Annotated in this window: 16 protein-coding genes and 1 pseudogene; all 17 read right to left on the reverse strand. The window is 33.4% G+C overall.

The window, feature by feature from the left end:
* Positions 1-1,517: pseudogene (locus CCY99_RS03960) on the reverse strand (hypothetical protein); the annotation flags it as partial.
* 594 nt (positions 1,518-2,111) lie between these two features.
* A complete protein-coding gene (gene thiE, locus CCY99_RS03965; RefSeq protein ID WP_258443356.1) occupies positions 2,112-2,720 on the reverse strand; it encodes a thiamine phosphate synthase in 609 nt (202 codons plus the stop codon).
* On the reverse strand, positions 2,717-3,676 hold the full coding sequence (locus tag CCY99_RS03970) for a TIGR01212 family radical SAM protein (RefSeq protein WP_112060123.1): 960 nt from the start codon (positions 3,674-3,676) through the stop codon (positions 2,717-2,719). Before CCY99_RS03970 ends, thiE begins: the two co-directional genes overlap by 4 nt.
* Positions 3,677-3,685: 9 nt before the next feature.
* Entirely contained in the window at positions 3,686-5,065 is a 1,380-nt protein-coding gene (gene purF, locus CCY99_RS03975; protein WP_112060124.1) for an amidophosphoribosyltransferase, read from the reverse strand.
* Between the two features lie 12 nt (positions 5,066-5,077).
* The gene (dapB, locus tag CCY99_RS03980) at positions 5,078-5,848 is read right to left on the reverse strand and encodes a 4-hydroxy-tetrahydrodipicolinate reductase (protein ID WP_112060125.1); all 771 of its coding nucleotides are present in this window, start codon (positions 5,846-5,848) and stop codon (positions 5,078-5,080) included.
* Positions 5,849-5,911: 63 nt separating this feature from the next.
* Entirely contained in the window at positions 5,912-6,853 is a 942-nt protein-coding gene (gene trxB / locus CCY99_RS03985) for a thioredoxin-disulfide reductase (RefSeq protein ID WP_112060126.1), read from the reverse strand.
* A 26-nt stretch (positions 6,854-6,879) separates the two neighbouring features.
* Positions 6,880-7,158, reverse strand: a complete 279-nt coding sequence (locus CCY99_RS09325) for a hypothetical protein (protein WP_146744935.1) — start codon at positions 7,156-7,158, stop codon at positions 6,880-6,882.
* A 168-nt stretch (positions 7,159-7,326) separates the two neighbouring features.
* Positions 7,327-7,644 carry a thioredoxin gene (trxA, locus tag CCY99_RS03995; RefSeq protein WP_112060128.1) on the reverse strand — a complete coding sequence of 106 codons (318 nt, stop codon included), beginning with the start codon at positions 7,642-7,644 and terminating at the stop codon, positions 7,327-7,329.
* Between the two features lie 79 nt (positions 7,645-7,723).
* A complete protein-coding gene (locus CCY99_RS04000) occupies positions 7,724-8,050 on the reverse strand; it encodes a YraN family protein (protein ID WP_112060129.1) in 327 nt (108 codons plus the stop codon).
* 8 nt (positions 8,051-8,058) lie between these two features.
* On the reverse strand, positions 8,059-9,261 hold the full coding sequence (locus tag CCY99_RS09995; RefSeq protein WP_276567373.1) for a DnaJ domain-containing protein: 1,203 nt from the start codon (positions 9,259-9,261) through the stop codon (positions 8,059-8,061).
* Positions 9,262-9,306: 45 nt separating this feature from the next.
* A complete protein-coding gene (locus CCY99_RS04010) occupies positions 9,307-10,581 on the reverse strand; it encodes a homoserine dehydrogenase (protein ID WP_112060131.1) in 1,275 nt (424 codons plus the stop codon).
* A 12-nt stretch (positions 10,582-10,593) separates the two neighbouring features.
* On the reverse strand, positions 10,594-11,799 hold the full coding sequence (locus CCY99_RS04015) for an LL-diaminopimelate aminotransferase (protein WP_112060132.1): 1,206 nt from the start codon (positions 11,797-11,799) through the stop codon (positions 10,594-10,596).
* A gap of 11 nt (positions 11,800-11,810) precedes the next feature.
* On the reverse strand, positions 11,811-12,668 hold the full coding sequence (locus tag CCY99_RS04020) for a hypothetical protein (protein ID WP_112060133.1): 858 nt from the start codon (positions 12,666-12,668) through the stop codon (positions 11,811-11,813).
* Positions 12,662-13,606: a hypothetical protein gene (locus CCY99_RS04025; RefSeq protein WP_112060134.1), complete on the reverse strand. Its 945-nt coding sequence runs from the start codon at positions 13,604-13,606 to the stop codon at positions 12,662-12,664. Before CCY99_RS04025 ends, CCY99_RS04020 begins: the two co-directional genes overlap by 7 nt.
* Complete coding sequence (locus tag CCY99_RS04030; protein WP_112060135.1) at positions 13,593-14,273, reverse strand: RNA methyltransferase; 681 nt, start codon at positions 14,271-14,273, stop codon at positions 13,593-13,595. Before CCY99_RS04030 ends, CCY99_RS04025 begins: the two co-directional genes overlap by 14 nt.
* Positions 14,270-15,091 (reverse strand): 16S rRNA (cytidine(1402)-2'-O)-methyltransferase, encoded by an 822-nt coding sequence (rsmI, locus tag CCY99_RS04035; protein WP_112060136.1) that lies wholly within the window; start codon positions 15,089-15,091, stop codon positions 14,270-14,272. Before rsmI ends, CCY99_RS04030 begins: the two co-directional genes overlap by 4 nt.
* Position 15,092: 1 nt before the next feature.
* Positions 15,093-15,296 (reverse strand): 50S ribosomal protein L31, encoded by a 204-nt coding sequence (rpmE, locus tag CCY99_RS04040; RefSeq protein WP_112060137.1) that lies wholly within the window; start codon positions 15,294-15,296, stop codon positions 15,093-15,095.
* Between the last annotated feature and the right edge of the window lie 299 nt (positions 15,297-15,595).

Consider the following 15,595-nt stretch of genomic DNA (forward strand, 5'->3'; position numbering starts at 1 on the left):
TATTTATGTGAATCTTGTGTATTTGATAGATTCAAATCAACTATGGAATCTTGTGTATCATTTGTGTTGTTGTAATAGAATCTATCATTTGATTTAAAGTCTTGGGCGAAGCCGTTATTTAAGTCCTGTGCGTTAGCACCCAAAAAAGGCGTTGTCGGGGGTTTAGGGGTTGGAAGGGGGATAAGGGGAGCGACTTCGCCATTCAAGCCCCCTTGTCCCCCTTGAACTGAATCGCTAGAGAGTTTGGAATCTTGGGAGATTCTAGAATCATTAGAACTTATAGAAATATGAGAGCTTTGAGATTCTATATTCTTATTTAGATTCTTACTTAAAGATTCTCTTAATCTTGCTATTCTTAAAGCTTCTAGATTCTGCAATTTATTAGATTCTAAACTCGCAAGATTCCTAAATCCCCCAAATCCACTTTTAAACACATTTGCTTTTATGTTTGAAGTTAGGATATTTACACTTGATATATTTGATTTATTGACTGCATTTCCAACGGCATTTGTGGCTTTACTAGCTACATTATTCACGCCCACATTAAAATAATTTCCATTCTTATTCAAATCTAATAGCGAATTATCCAAACCATTAATAACCAAATGCGAGAATAAATCGCTTACACTTGAATTATCACTTGCATAAGTTAGAGTATATTTATTGCCACTTGTATCAGTTACGAGTTTATCTAAATCATAGTCTTTCCCAAGCTCAAAGGAATCTCCCAAAGCTAAAAGGAATCTAGAATCTGCCCCTAAGAGTTTCACGCCACTTCCACTAATAACCAAGTGCGAGATATCCTTGCTATTAGCGTCATATGTGTTGAAAGCATTAAAAGTAGCTGCGTCTTGGTTTATCTCCATTGCGTAGTTTGCGATATTTATCACTCCTGTTCCTACCGCTCGAAGGTGATAGTTGTAGCTGGCACCAGTAGCACTGGTAACAAAAATCTTGCCATAGTTGTTTAGGCTAGAGATTGTGCCAGCACTAGTTATTGCTCGCATTGTGCCGTTATTGATTATATTAGAGATTGTGGCACTGTCACCATTAGCTACTATGGCAGCCCCTGTTGCTTCTATTGTGCCATTATTGATGATTGTATTTATCGAGCCTTGCGTATTAGATATGCCTGTAGTAGTTGCTTGTATTATGCCATTGTTAGTTATCGTCCCTATAGTGCCGGAATCAGTAATGCGAATACCATAGTCTCCTTTTATCGTGCCGGAGTTGTTTATGGTGTTGATTTGGACGCTTATATATTGGACGACTATGCCAGCACCTCCGCTTCCGCTACTCTCTAGTGTGCCTTGGTTGTCTATTAGCGCGATTGCTTGAGTGCTTCGATTGGTTATGGCACTGCTTCCTTTTATTGTGCCTTTGTTTATTATAGTGTTGAGTGTGCCTTCATTTGCGATAGCATTACTTGTTGCGTTGTATATCGTGCCGTTATTTACTATAGTGTTGATTGTGTTGTCATTTTTGATACTCTCGCCCTCGCCGGTGTGTTGTATCATGCCGTTATTTATTAGATTGGTGATTGTGCCATAATTGTCTATAGTGGGATACCATTTTGCTGTGGTGCCGAGTGTGGCGTTATTGATGAAATTGGTGATTGTTGAACTCGCATCATTATAGATAGCACTGCCCTCTGCATGCTCAATGATATTTGCATTTATGATTACATTTGTGTATGTGCCATCTCGAATTCCGTATTGACTGGTATGCTCGGTATCAATGATAATATCGGCGTGAAGTGCGGTGGAAAGTGCGAGAGTGGCGAAAAGTGGTAAAAATCTTGCGAAGTTTTGTGTTTTTCGTGTGTGATTTGGGGAATTCTTTAGATTTTGATTTGTATTATTGGGATTCCCCCCCCCCCTATTTTATACTTAATTATATTTGTAAACATTCTATCCTCCTAAAATTAAATTTGTAAAATTGTAACACAATCTAAATTATTTTATCTAAGGATATTAGCAATCTATTGATATAAATCATAAACTTTAATGATTTTTTGGGTTAGTAATTAAATAGAAAATCCAATCTGCTTTTAGAGCAATCTATTGTTACTTTGTAAAGCGTTTTAATGAAAATTTATCAAAATTTGGATTCTACTTACAGCTTTTCAATCTATCGTTAAGATTTCTAATATTTGTTTTTATATCGCCAATCCAAATAGAGCTAATCATCGCAACCATATCAGCATTTTTTACTTTGATAATATTTTTTATATTTATACCACCAATAGCACAAATAGGAATGTGTAATTGACTCTTAGCTCTATTTAGAATCTCCACACCAATAACATTAGAATCTTGCTTTGTTGGGCTTTTGAATATACTACCAAATGCAACATAATCAGCCCCCAAAGATTGATAATGTAAAGCTCTATTAATATCGCCATAGCAAGATATTCCAATCATTCCACTAAAAGATTTTCTAATCTCGCTAAAAGGGATTTTTTCATCATCAAGCCCTAAATGAAGTCCGCTTACCCCAAGCTTTAAGGCAAGTTCAACCCTATCATTTAGCACAAATAAAATATTATTTTTTTTACAAATATCATTTAGTTCGCCACAAAGTCCGCTAATAGCTATATCACTAGCATTTTTATCTCTAAATTGAAATATACTGCAGCCAGATTCTATGGCTTCAAGTAGCATTTTTGGAAGTTTATTATATGGTGTTAAAAAACTATCACTAATAGCGTATATTTTCAATATACAATACCATTTTGTAGTAATTTATCGCGTATATAGCACATCTGTATATTTTTATCAAAACACCATTTTGGGGCGATTAGGCTATCATCGTGTGCACCAGCTGAGATTCTCTGCACGACTACATTATGCGGGATTAGCTTTAGGGATTCTACTACTAGGTTTGTATAATCCTCTAGTGAAATTGGGCTATATTTACCCGCTTCATACATTTTCTGCATAGCCGTGCCCTCTACGATATAAAGTGGATGGATTTTTATCCCGTCAATTCCCCAGCTCAAAACCTCTTTTAAGGATTCTAACATCATATTAGAATCCTCTTTAGGCAAACCATAAATAAGATGAATGCAAACCTTTATGCCTAATTTTCTAGTTTTTTCTACTAATTCCCTTGCACCTTCAATGCCATGCCCTCTATTTATAAGTCTTAATGTGGAGTTAAAAACGGATTGAATCCCATATTCCAACCAAATATCTTTATTGTTTTTGACATATTTACTTAAAAGTTCCAAAATACTATCTTCCACACAATCTGTTCTAGTTCCAATAGATAGTCCAACTACATTTGGTAGCTTTAATGCCTCATCATATAGTGTTTTCAATGTGTCGTATGGGGCATAGGTATTGCTATAAGATTGAAAATAAATCATATATTTATTTGTGGCAAATTTATCTTTATGGAAAGAAGATTGATTGTAAAATTGCGATTTTAGTGTTTCAATCTGCTTATCTAAGATGGGATTTTTTTCCAATGTAAGATTCATAGTAATATCACTCTGCTCTAACAAAGCTAGTGATGGCGAAAAAGTCTCATTTTTACAATAAGTGCAACCGCCTTTTGCGACTACTCCATCGATATTTGGACAAGTAAAACCATCTAGTGAAATAGGGATTTTCCGCACTCTTTGCTTATATTTTGATTTAAAATATCTTCCTATGGTTAGTATTTGCTTCACAAATAACCTTTAGATTATATACTGCTTATCAAAACAAGCCTTGCAATAACCCTCTCCATCTTTTGCTTCATCACCAATACTTCTATATAAACCATCTAATGAAAGGAAATGCAACGAATCTGCATTTATAAAATCCCTAACCTCTTCAATGCTTTTTGTAGCAGATATTAGATGTGATATATCAGGTGTATCAACGCCGTAATAGCAAGGAGAAATAGTTTGCGGGGAAGCTATTATTAGATGTATCTTTTTTGCTCCAGCTTTTCGTAATATTCTAATGATTTGCTTACTTGTAGTGCCTCTAACGATACTATCATCAATAACTATTATATCTTTATCTTTTATTAGCTCTTTTATGGGATTTAATTTTAATCTAACTTTTAGCTCACGACTTGATTGTGTCGGCTCTATAAATGTGCGTCCAATGTAGTGATTTCTAACTATACCAAACTCAAATGGGATTCCACTTTCTTGTGAATAGCCAATAGCAGAAATCACTCCACTATCAGGCACAGGAATGACTAAATCTGCTTTTATTTTATACTCTTTTGCAAGCTCTATGCCCATATTTTTGCGAATCTCATAAACACATTTATTAAATACAAAGCTATCAGGTCGTGCGAAATATATAAACTCAAAAATACATTTCTTTGGCTCTGCTTTAAAAACCTGAATACTCTCATAAGAACAAACACCATTTTCATGGCTAAAAATTAACATTTCTCCGGGATTTATATCTCGAATATATCTAGCATTTATCAAATCAAACGCACAAGTTTCACTAGCCACGATATATGCCTTACTCCCATCTTCATTATTAATCTCACCCAAAGAAAGCGGACGAAATCCATATGGGTCTCTTATGGCAAATAGTTTCCCACGACTTAAAAATACAAAAGAATAAGCACCTTTAATGCAAGATAAAGATTCTATTATTCTATCTCTAAGTTTTGTGGCTTTACTCTGTGCGATTAAATGTATAAGATTCTCGGTATCTAAATGGCTTTGAAATATCGCTCCTTGTGAGATTAATCTATCACGAACCTCTTCTGCATTTACTAAATTTCCATTATGTGCTAAAGCAATCTGCCCTAAAGAATATCGTGCAAAAATAGGCTGAACATCACATTTAGAATCTTCTCCAGCTGTTGAATATCTATTATGCCCTATACTTGCATCACCAACTAGCTTTTCTAATCCATATTTGAATACACTAGTAACTAATCCTTCGCCTTTTAATGTGGTTATATCATAACCATTAGAAGTGGAGATTCCGCTTGATTCCTGTCCTCTATGTTGCATTGCAAATAATGAATAATAGCAAAGTGCCGCAGAACGATTGGAGTTAAAAACTCCTACAATGGCACATTTTTCATTCCAAGAATCCATATTCTACACCTTTTAAATTGTCAATGCATCTTCTATGCTATATAAGCCATTTTCCTGTTTCACAAGCCACTTACCGACATTTATCGCACCTTTTGCAAAAGTCATTCTACTTGTGGCATTATGCGTAAGCTCAATATATTCACCATCAAGATAGAATCCAACAGTATGCCTACCTACCACATCACCACCACGAAGCGACATAACAGCGATTTCATCTTTACTTCTTTTGCCAATAATGCCATCTCTGCCACTAACCCTTACCTTATCTATATCCAAGTTTCTAGCTAAAGCACAAGTCTTAGCTAAACTCAAAGCTGTTCCAGATGGAGAATCTTTCTTATTTCTATGATGAATTTCTACTATTTCAATATCACTTTCTTTTAGTGCATTTGATACGATTTGTGATAATTTATTTAAAACAACAATCCCTCTAGACATATTTGTGGCATATAAAATCGGCATTTTTAAGGACGCTGCTATCATTAAATCATTTTGCATTTTATTAAGTCCAGTTGTGCCTATTACAATAGGTCTATGGCATTTATCAATCGCTGTATCAAGCAATATTTGCGTAGCTTCGGGTGAAGAAAAATCGATGATTAAATCACTAGATTCCAAAAAAACCTTAATATCATTCGTTACAAGAACACTTTCTGGAACAGAATATTGAAGCTCATTTCTAACATATATACAAGATAAATTTGCCTCTAAATCTTCGCCTAAAGATTCTATTAAAAATTTACCGATTCTACCCGTCGCCCCAAAGATTCCAACATTTATCATTGAATCAAACCTTTATTTAAACTTAAATTGCAGAATCTGCATTAATTCTGCAAATACTGCATTTTAATTAAATTGAGATTGTAAATATTCCATAGCACTTAGTGCTGCAACTGCACCATCACCAGCTGCAATTACTACTTGTTTCATAGCAGATTCCCTAACATCACCAGCCGCAAAAAGACCTTTGACGGAAGTTTTCATATTCAAATCAACTTTTACCTGCCCTAAATCATTCGTATCACAAAGCATTTTTCCATCATCTTGACGCAAAACTTGTGTATTTACATCATAACCTACAAAAATGAATAATCCCGGAACATTCAATTCCCTTTTTTCTTTTGTGTTGACATCACTTACAATTATACCTGTAACGCCACTAGAATCCCCTTTTATCTCATCAATAATCATTGGGGTTAGAATCTCAATCTTTGGATTTTCTTTTATATGCTTAACTGTAATTGGCACAGCACGAAATTCATTTCTTCTGTGGATTAAATATACTTTTTTACACATTCTAGTTAGATAAATCGCCTCTTCTAAAGCAGTATCTCCGCCACCTAAAACAGCTACTTCCTTATTTTTATAGAAAAATCCATCGCAAGTAGCACAAGTGCTAACGCCCTGCCCCCAAAACTCGCTCTCGCCTTTTATATTAGATTTTTTTGGGCTTCCGCCTGTGCAAATAATCACCGCTCTTGCTTCTACTTTTGACCCATCACTTAAGAAAATATCGAAAAAATCGCCATTCTTAGATACCTTGCTAACCTCATTCATATTATGCTCTAATCCAAATCTAAAGCATTGTTCTTGCCAAGGTTGCATAAACTCAAGACCACTTACAACATCTTTGACACCCGGATAATTTTCTATCTCGCTACTACTTGTAATCTGTCCGCCCGGTGCACCTCGCTCAAATAGCACTACATCTTTAATACCACCACGAGTAGCATATAATCCCGCAGTAAGTCCTGCTGGACCACCGCCAATAATTGCTAAATTAATCATTTTTTCCTACCTATTTTTAAAATTATTTAATTATGTAATTTTATATTGATAATTTTACTATCTTGAATAAATTCATTTACACTTTCCCTTTTTATTTTAAAATATACAGGCAATTTAGTTATTTTAAATTTGTTTGAAAGCTGTAAAAGTGTGTCCATTCCAGCACTTAATGGAATTATATTATCAATAGCATCATTATCTCTATTTTGATAAAAATCAATAGCTATGATTTTTAAATTAGTTTCATTTGGAATCTTTCTTGTTAGACTAATAATATCACTTGATTTTGAATTGTATAAAACCATTATATATTCTTCATCAATTGGCGAAAATATATAGTCTTTTCCATAAAAAGCTATTTTTTGAAAATCAATGGTCCTAAACTTTGTACTAGACCATTGAAAATAAAAAAACCAAGCTGCTAAAAGCAGAGTGGCAAAAAAAGGTAATAAAGACGAAAATCTCAAATAAAATTATAACAATGAGTTAATTTTATCTCTTAAAACCTGCTCTGAAGTAGCACCTACCATTTGTGCCATAACTTCGCCATTTTTCATAAATAAAATAGTAGGAACACTTCTTATTCCAAACTTTGTGGCTAGGTCATTTTCCTCATCAGTATTTACTTTACATATATTTGCTTTACCTTCAAACTCATCTACAAGCTTTTCGATGATTGGATTTAGCATTCTACAAGGTCCGCACCAAGGTGCCCAAAAATCTACTAGAGATACTCCATTCTTCGTAATACTATCAAAATTATCATTGCTTAATTCTATGTATTTACCCATTTATTATTCTCCTAAAATTTAATATTTCGAAATTCTAGCATAAATTTATAATAAAAATTTATAATAAAATCGAATCACTTCACATACTAACATTACCAAAAAATTCTATTTTGTCTTTTTTAATAGTGATGACATCAATGCAATATGCAACATCAAGGTTATTATTACTAAGATATAGTGATATAGATTTTATGATTTTATCAAGTTTCTTAGAAGTTACATTTAGTAATGGTTCAAAATTATCCCCACTTTTTACTTCGATGAAATGATATACCCCATTTTTTAGTGCAATAATATCAATCTCCCCATATTTTGTATAGTAATTTGAAGTGATAATAGAAAATCCACTATCAATTAAATAATCCCTTGCTTTTTGTTCAGCTATATTGCCTTTTTTGCGACTCATATCTTTATCTAAATAATATTTCGTAATTTTTTAAGAATATCATATGCGTAATTAATATCCTTAAATCTCTGCTCTGCGAATTTCACCATATCTTCTGGTAATTCCTTGCTAATATATTTATCGGGGTGATATTTTGCCGCTAATCGTCTATAGCTTTTCTTTATGGTTTGATTATCATCATTTGGTAGGACTTCTAAAACATCATATAATATAATTAAATCAATATCACTAGAATCTTTATTATCACTATCCAAACTATCTTGTATATTAGAATCTTGTCTAAACTCTCTTTTAAGTGCGAAATAAGATTCCGTATCCATATTAATATTTAAAGCTATTTGAAAGATAATATCATCTTCGTAATCTCCATCGCTTAAAGCCATTTCCAATAATAATCTAATAAATGCTTCTTTATCTTTGTGCGTGTTACTTAGCTTTTTTAGATTCACACATAATAAATTTACATTTTGAAACTTATTCTTCTCATTCTCTATTATATCTTGATAAATCTTATCAATATTCATTGTATTTGAACCAAAAATATTTAATAGTGATTCGATATAGTTATTATCTAAGGTTTTATGATATTTTGTAGCAACCTTTGAACTTAGTGCTAAAGCCATTCCAAATGAAGTATTTAAAGCTGACAAATATGGGTCTAATGAATCTTTAGATTCTTCTTTTTGTTTTATTGTATTTTCTTTTTTAGTGTCTAATAATTTAGTGCGAGTTATTTGTGGGTTAGTATCGAGTTTCTGGGTAACTTCATAATTATTTTCTTTTTTATTTCTCTTAATTTTTTCTATCATTAATTCTATAGGTTTTAATATAAATATAAATATTCCTGATACTGCCCCTGCACTCAAACCATATACAATTCCATAAGAAGAATTTTTTTCAGGATTAATATAAGCATCGATATTAAAAAAATATATTAAATATAAATTAATATCATTAAATAAATTATGAAAAACAAAACCAATAAAAGCTCCAATTATAGCACCCAATAAAGACGAATAATTAAATCTAATCATAGATGCTACAATCATTCCAATGCTCATACCAATGACTACAGAAAAAACTAATTTAAAAACATCTATATCCACAAAATAAATAATAATTTTTCCAGCAATAGCCCCAATAATAGCCCCAAATACCATATAAATGAATATTAGAAATATATTATTAAACACATACCCAATTTTTTCCATCAAAAAAATTATCCTAACTAAAATTATTATTTAATAGCGTAAAAATTATTCTTCAATTCTAATCATATATGGCTTATCATATATGATATTTAAAGTGCATAAGTTTTCTATTGCTTTTTGGATACTTAGCTCATTACTTTTATGAGTAGAAAGCAATAATGTAGCAAACCCCGTATCATTTGATTCCCTTTGTAGTAACATCTTAATAGAAATGCCATTATCACCTAAAATAGAAGTAATTTGCGCTAAAGTCCCTGCTTTATCAATAACTTTTATACGCAAATAATACCTACTCTCAATACTTGCTATAGGTTTTAATTTTAATCCACTCTCTAGCGGTTTTCTAAAACCAAGCATTGGAGAAGATGAATTTCTAGCTATTTCTATCAAATCTGAAACAACAGCACTAGCAGTTGGATTCCCCCCAGCTCCAGCACCATAATACATTGTTTCACCGACCTTATCACCAATAACACTTATTCCATTCATAACGCCAGATACTTTGCCTATCATTTCGTTTTTAGACACCATAACAGGATGAACACGAAGTTCGACTTCATCGCCATTTTTTTTAGCAATAGCAAGAAGTTTTATTATATAGCCAAACTCATTTGCAAAAAATATATCGTCTTGATTAATCTTGCTAATGCCTTCAATTAAAATATCTTCTGGTAAGGCATTGACCCCATATGCAATTGATGCAAGGATAATTAGCTTATGTGCAGAATCCATTCCGCTAATATCAAGAGTTGGATTAGATTCCGCATAGCCTAGCTTTTGGGCTTCTTTTAAACACTCATCAAAGTTTAAGCCCTCATTTGCCATTTTTGTCAAAATATAATTACAAGTGCCATTTAGGATTCCACGAATGCCGATTATATGGTTTGCACTCAAGCCATCTCGCAATGCCTTAATGATTGGAATCCCCCCTGCGACGCTTGCCTCAAAGCCAATTGGAGTATTATTTGCAATTTGCTGTAAATCATATCTATGATAAGCTAACATTGCCTTATTTGCCGTAACAAAAGCTTTTTTATTCTTAAGTGCTTTTTGTGCGACCTCGTAGGCAAGGTCGATTCCACCCATTAGCTCTAAAACAATATCAATTTCATCATCGTCTAAAATGTCGTTTATATCGTTAGTTAGGGGGATTTTTACTCGCTCGTCAGTTTTGCTCCTATCTCTAACTACGCCTTTTTTAATTACGATATTTGCCCCAGCCCTAGCACTAATGACCTCTCTATTCTGTTCTAATAAAAGCACCACAGCACTTCCAACCACGCCTACGCCGATAATCCCAACATTTATTGTCTTATTCACGCTTGTCCCTATTTATGAGTTTCTAAAAAACTGCTTGATATTTTTTGCCGCTTGGCGAATCCGCTTGTCATTCTCAATGAGTGCAATCCTAACATAGCCCTCACCATTATCGCCAAAGCCAATTCCGGGGCTAAACGCCACCTTTGCCTCTTGTAAAATCCGCTTACAGAATTCTAAGCTCCCCATTTCTTGGTATTTCTCTGGGATTTTCCCCCAGATAAACATACTCGCCTTTGGCTTACTTAGCTCCCAGCCAGCATTTTTGAAGCTCTCAATTAGCACTTTTGCTCTATGCTCGTATTTCGCCTTAATCTCATCAATGCAGTCTTGGGGACCATCGAGTGCGATTGTAGCGGCAATCTGCGTAGGCGTGTGCATACCATAATCTATCCAGCTTTTTATCTTTTGCAATGCCCCAATCATCTTTGGATTCCCCACCACGCAACCCACTCGCCACCCAGCCATATTGTAAGTCTTAGATAGCGTGTAGGTCTCTACCGCCACATCTTTCGCCCCCTCAACCTCAAAAATCGAAGGCGTTTTAAAATCATCAAAGCAAAGCTCAGCATAGGCAATATCACTAATAATATAAAATCGCTCTTTTTTTGCGATATTTACGAGTCGCTCGTAGAAGTCTTTCTGCACTACAACGGTGGTTGGATTATGCGGGAAATTCACCACGACAAATTTTGGCTTTGGATAGGTGTTTTGAATGCTTTTTTTCAAATCGCTAAAGTAGGATTCATAATCCAAATTCATCTCATTATCCCACTTTATGGGGATATTCACCACATTTGCACCATTTAGTATAAAAGCGTAATAATGGATAGGGTAGGCGGGAGAGCAGACGATGGCGTTATCACCGGGGTTTGTGATAGCTTGGACTAGATGCACATAGCCCTCTTTTGACCCCATGCTAATGCAAACCTCCGTGTCTGGGTTAAAATCCACATTATATTTTCGCTTATACCAATTTGCCACCGCAAGGCGGAGCTTGTAGATTCCCTTGCTAACGGAATATCCGTGATTTTTGGGCTTTTGGGCGGATTCACAAAGCTTGTCGATAATGTGTTGCGGTGTGGCTCCATCTGGATTCCCCATACTAAAATCTATCACATCTTCGCCATTTTGACGCATTTGCAGCTTTATTTCATTAATGCTTGCAAAGACATATTTTGGCAATCTTTTTATCTTTTCAAATTCAATTTCATTAAACATAATATTTCCTTTTATCTAAATCGTATATTTATACCACTTTTTAGATTAGACGAAGACACGGAATCCTTAATTTGTATAAATTTTGTATTCTCAATAATACTTATATTTACATTATTTCGGCGACTTAAAGTCTGCACTTTTAGTATATTAAGATTCTTATCAAAAAAAATAATTCTAGGATTAAAACTTCTACTATTTAATGTATATATTTCTAATCTTCCATTATATGAGCCAACTTCAAGCCAATACTCGCCGATTATCTCAGTGATATTTATACTATTGCCCTTAGATATAAATGTGGAATCTGGAATCTTAGAATTAGGCAATGCTAGATTATATTCCCATTCACTATTAGAATTTCTAATGATATTCATACATATAAAACCATTTTTTGATAGCTCATTTAATAATGATATAGGGTCTATAATATGCTCTGTTACAAGAGAAATTTTTATTTTTGATATATCATCTTGGTAGATTGCTTCATTTGTAGTCCAATAAGAATACCCCATATAAGACAAACTTTTATTAATAGAGCGAAGTAAGAATATAGGGCTAGTTTGCGATACAAATACTACATTAAATTCTTGTGGTTGAGAGAATTTCAGCTTAAGCAGTCCATTAGTTTGTAGAGTAAAAACAACTTTATACATATCTAATGCACCATTTTGATAGAAAGATTCCTCATTGGCAAAAAGTTTATTTATAAAGATTCTATTGCGATTAAAAGAGTTTTCACCGATGATATTTAGAATCCTAGATTGTAGTAATCCAATTTGATTAGTTTGTATGGCAGTTTGGGTAGAGTTTGCATTATCTACACCAAAAGATAATGAAATACACAATGCAATAATAAATATTTTTACCACTCTTGACCCCTATTAAAACTCAAAAAATCACTTTTATTTATCTCTTTAAATCCATTTTCCTTAGTCCATAGAAAATATTTATTATTACCACCGATATATTGCTTGTCAAAATCATTTGGTGCTTGTATATCAAAATATCCATGCCCTGTTCGCATAATTACAGAATCATCAAGTTTCATAACCCATTTATTAGAAATGGATAATTGTTTCTTTTTATATGTTTGTAAATCTATAATCCCAATCCAAAGAGGCGATTTAGGTGTTATAACTACTTCATTTATATTAATATTGGAATCTGCATTTATGGGTTGATAAGGTTTAGCATCATTTTCTTTTGCATTAGAATCCGCATTCTCTAGCGGGATAATCTCATTAGATGGAATAGTTGCATTGGAATTAGAATCTAGATTAGATATGGTCGCATTAGAATCCATTACTTCGCTTTGTGTAGAATCTAGATTATCATTTTCTATATTTGGCACTATTTCATCTATATTATTGTTTGATTGCTCTAATTCTTGGGTATATTGCAAAGATATATCTTCTTTATCACTAATGACATTATTATAAATAAAATAGAATATAAACAATACAAGTAAAACAACAAAGGTAATAAAAAGTCTAATATATTTTTTATCCTTTATGGTTGTATCAATAAATGAAACATTTACTTTATTTTTATCTTTATACTCACTATTTTTTTCTTCTTCTAATTTATTTACTTCCTCTTCTAATTGATATTCATTGTATTTTTCCCACCACTCACTCATATCTATTTTATATTCTCTTTGTAGAATATTGATAAAGCCCCTTGCACGAGTTTTATCAAGCTCGTTAAATCTACATTCCAATATATCCTCTAATCGTTTGTTTGCAATCTTAGTTTTAGCATTTATCTCTTTAAGACCTATTTTTTTAAGTTGTTCAATGCAATCCATTATTAACCATCCTATACATTAAAATTCCTGCTGCTACAGATACATTCAAAGAATCAAAACCATTTGTTTTAATAGATAAAATATTATCTAATTTCCTAACCACTTTATTTGGCAAACCATCTCCTTCACTTCCTAAAAATAAAGCCCATTTATTGCCAAAACTATTTAATATTTCCTTACCTTTGGGACTAGAGCCAAATAAGGTAAAATCACTATGCTTTAATTCATTTATTAAACTCATAGTATCCCTATAAATGCAATATGGCATATCGAAAAATGCCCCACTACTCGCCCTTGCGACGCCACTTTCGTTGAATGGATTACTCAAAATTATCCCATCAATCCCAAAAGCCACGCCAGAGCGGAAAATCCCGCCGATATTTCCCACATCACTCAAGCCAACTAAAACCACAATTTTACTATAACCTTTGAAATTTTTGAAGTCGCTTTGCTCAATGTCCTTGATTTTTAGGATATAGCCTTGGTGATTGCCACCTTTTGCTAGGGCTTGGAGCTTTTTAGAATCTGGCTTAATTATGGGCTTTTCAAGCCTTGCAAACTCCCTAAAAAGTGGCTTTTCAAGCTCTTTGCCTAGATAGATTTCTTCGATTAAATCTTTGTGATTTTGTAACACATATAAACAAACTTGCTTCCCATAGATTATCATTTTTCCCCCTTTATTAGGGTGTTGTAGCATTCTTCAATGCTTTTATTTGTGATTTTTGCGATGATTTTTGCTTTAATTTTTGGCGGAATAGATAGAGATTCTACCTCGCTTAGGGATAAAACTTGCGATTTTTTGGCATTTTGATTTTTTAGAGCTATCGCCCATTCGCCGTTAATATTGGCGTTTAAAATTTCGGCTCTAACCTCGCAAACTTTCCCAAAATAAAATTTCTCATGCATTTTTGTAATCTCTTTTGCCACGAATATCGCGCATTCCGGAGCGATAGATTCTAGCACCTCTAAACTCTCCAAGATTCTATGTGTAGATTCGAAAAAAATATTTATGTGAGTATTTTCTAGCATTTGGCTTAAGATTTGCTTTTTTTCGCTTAATTTATGTGGCAAAAATGCGTGAAAGTGGAACTCACTCCCCTCAAAGCCACTCAATGCGACCACGGATAGGACGCTACTTGCCCCCGGGATTATGGTGTAGGGAATCTTATGCTTTTGTGCGAACTGCACGAGCTTCGCCCCCGGGTCGCTAATGCAGGGCATTCCCGCATCACTCATAAAAATCACATCATTTTTGAAAAAATCAACGCCAAGAAAATCTAGCCTAGAATCTTCATTGTGAGAATGCAAAGAAGTAAAATTAAAATGATTGTTTTTAAGCAAATTGCGAGAGTTTAGGAGAGAAATTAGCTTTTTGGAAGTCCTAGTGTCCTCGCATAAGATTTCAGTGCAAGATTCTAGAGCCTCCAAGCCTCGAATGCTGATGTCAGCGATGTTTCCTATGGGTGTGGCAAGTAGGTAAAGCACATTATTTCATATTGTATTTTTGCTTAAATTTCTCCACTCTGCCCGCACTATCGGTGATTTTGTCAGAGCCTGTGTAGAATGGGTGGCAAAATGACGAAATGTCTACTTTAAGCTCACTCTTTGTGCTTAAAACCTCGATTGTTTTACCGCTGGTTACGCAAGTAACCTTGCAAGGAACATATTCTGGGTGGATACCTTTTCTCATAAATAACACCTTAAAATTAATTTAAAAGCTCATATTATATGCAAAAATCTTTTAATATAAGATTAAATTATTAAGTAGGCTTTAACAATTTTTATAATAATTTTGGCTATTTTATCAAACTAGTATATTAAGATTATAAAAAAATTATTTAAGATTCTAGCTCTCAAGTAAAAAGATTATCTTAAGGCTATTAAATCTACAATATTCCGCAAGATAATTTCTAAAGATTTAAAAGGAATAAAATGACTTATTTGATAACTGGTGGCTGTGGATTCCTAGGCACAAATATAGGTTTGGAA

Origin of the sequence: Helicobacter sp. 16-1353, from assembly GCF_003288815.1 — a bacterium.
In the GTDB taxonomy this organism is placed as follows: domain Bacteria; phylum Campylobacterota; class Campylobacteria; order Campylobacterales; family Helicobacteraceae; genus NHYM01.

Coding starts and splice junctions, on each gene's coding strand:
- CCY99_RS04025 (WP_112060134.1), bottom strand. CDS start 13,606: ATGGATTGCATTGAACAACTTAAAAAAATAGGTCTTAAAGAGATAAAT.
- CCY99_RS04015 (WP_112060132.1), bottom strand. CDS start 11,799: ATGTTTAATGAAATTGAATTTGAAAAGATAAAAAGATTGCCAAAATAT.
- CCY99_RS04030 (WP_112060135.1), bottom strand. CDS start 14,273: ATGATAATCTATGGGAAGCAAGTTTGTTTATATGTGTTACAAAATCAC.
- rpmE (WP_112060137.1), bottom strand. CDS start 15,296: ATGAGAAAAGGTATCCACCCAGAATATGTTCCTTGCAAGGTTACTTGC.
- trxB (WP_112060126.1), bottom strand. CDS start 6,853: ATGATTAATTTAGCAATTATTGGCGGTGGTCCAGCAGGACTTACTGCG.
- purF (WP_112060124.1), bottom strand. CDS start 5,065: ATGGATTCTTGGAATGAAAAATGTGCCATTGTAGGAGTTTTTAACTCC.
- trxA (WP_112060128.1), bottom strand. CDS start 7,644: ATGGGTAAATACATAGAATTAAGCAATGATAATTTTGATAGTATTACG.
- CCY99_RS09325 (WP_146744935.1), bottom strand. CDS start 7,158: ATGGTTTTATACAATTCAAAATCAAGTGATATTATTAGTCTAACAAGA.
- dapB (WP_112060125.1), bottom strand. CDS start 5,848: ATGATAAATGTTGGAATCTTTGGGGCGACGGGTAGAATCGGTAAATTT.
- CCY99_RS04000 (WP_112060129.1), bottom strand. CDS start 8,050: ATGAGTCGCAAAAAAGGCAATATAGCTGAACAAAAAGCAAGGGATTAT.
- CCY99_RS09995 (WP_276567373.1), bottom strand. CDS start 9,261: ATGGAAAAAATTGGGTATGTGTTTAATAATATATTTCTAATATTCATT.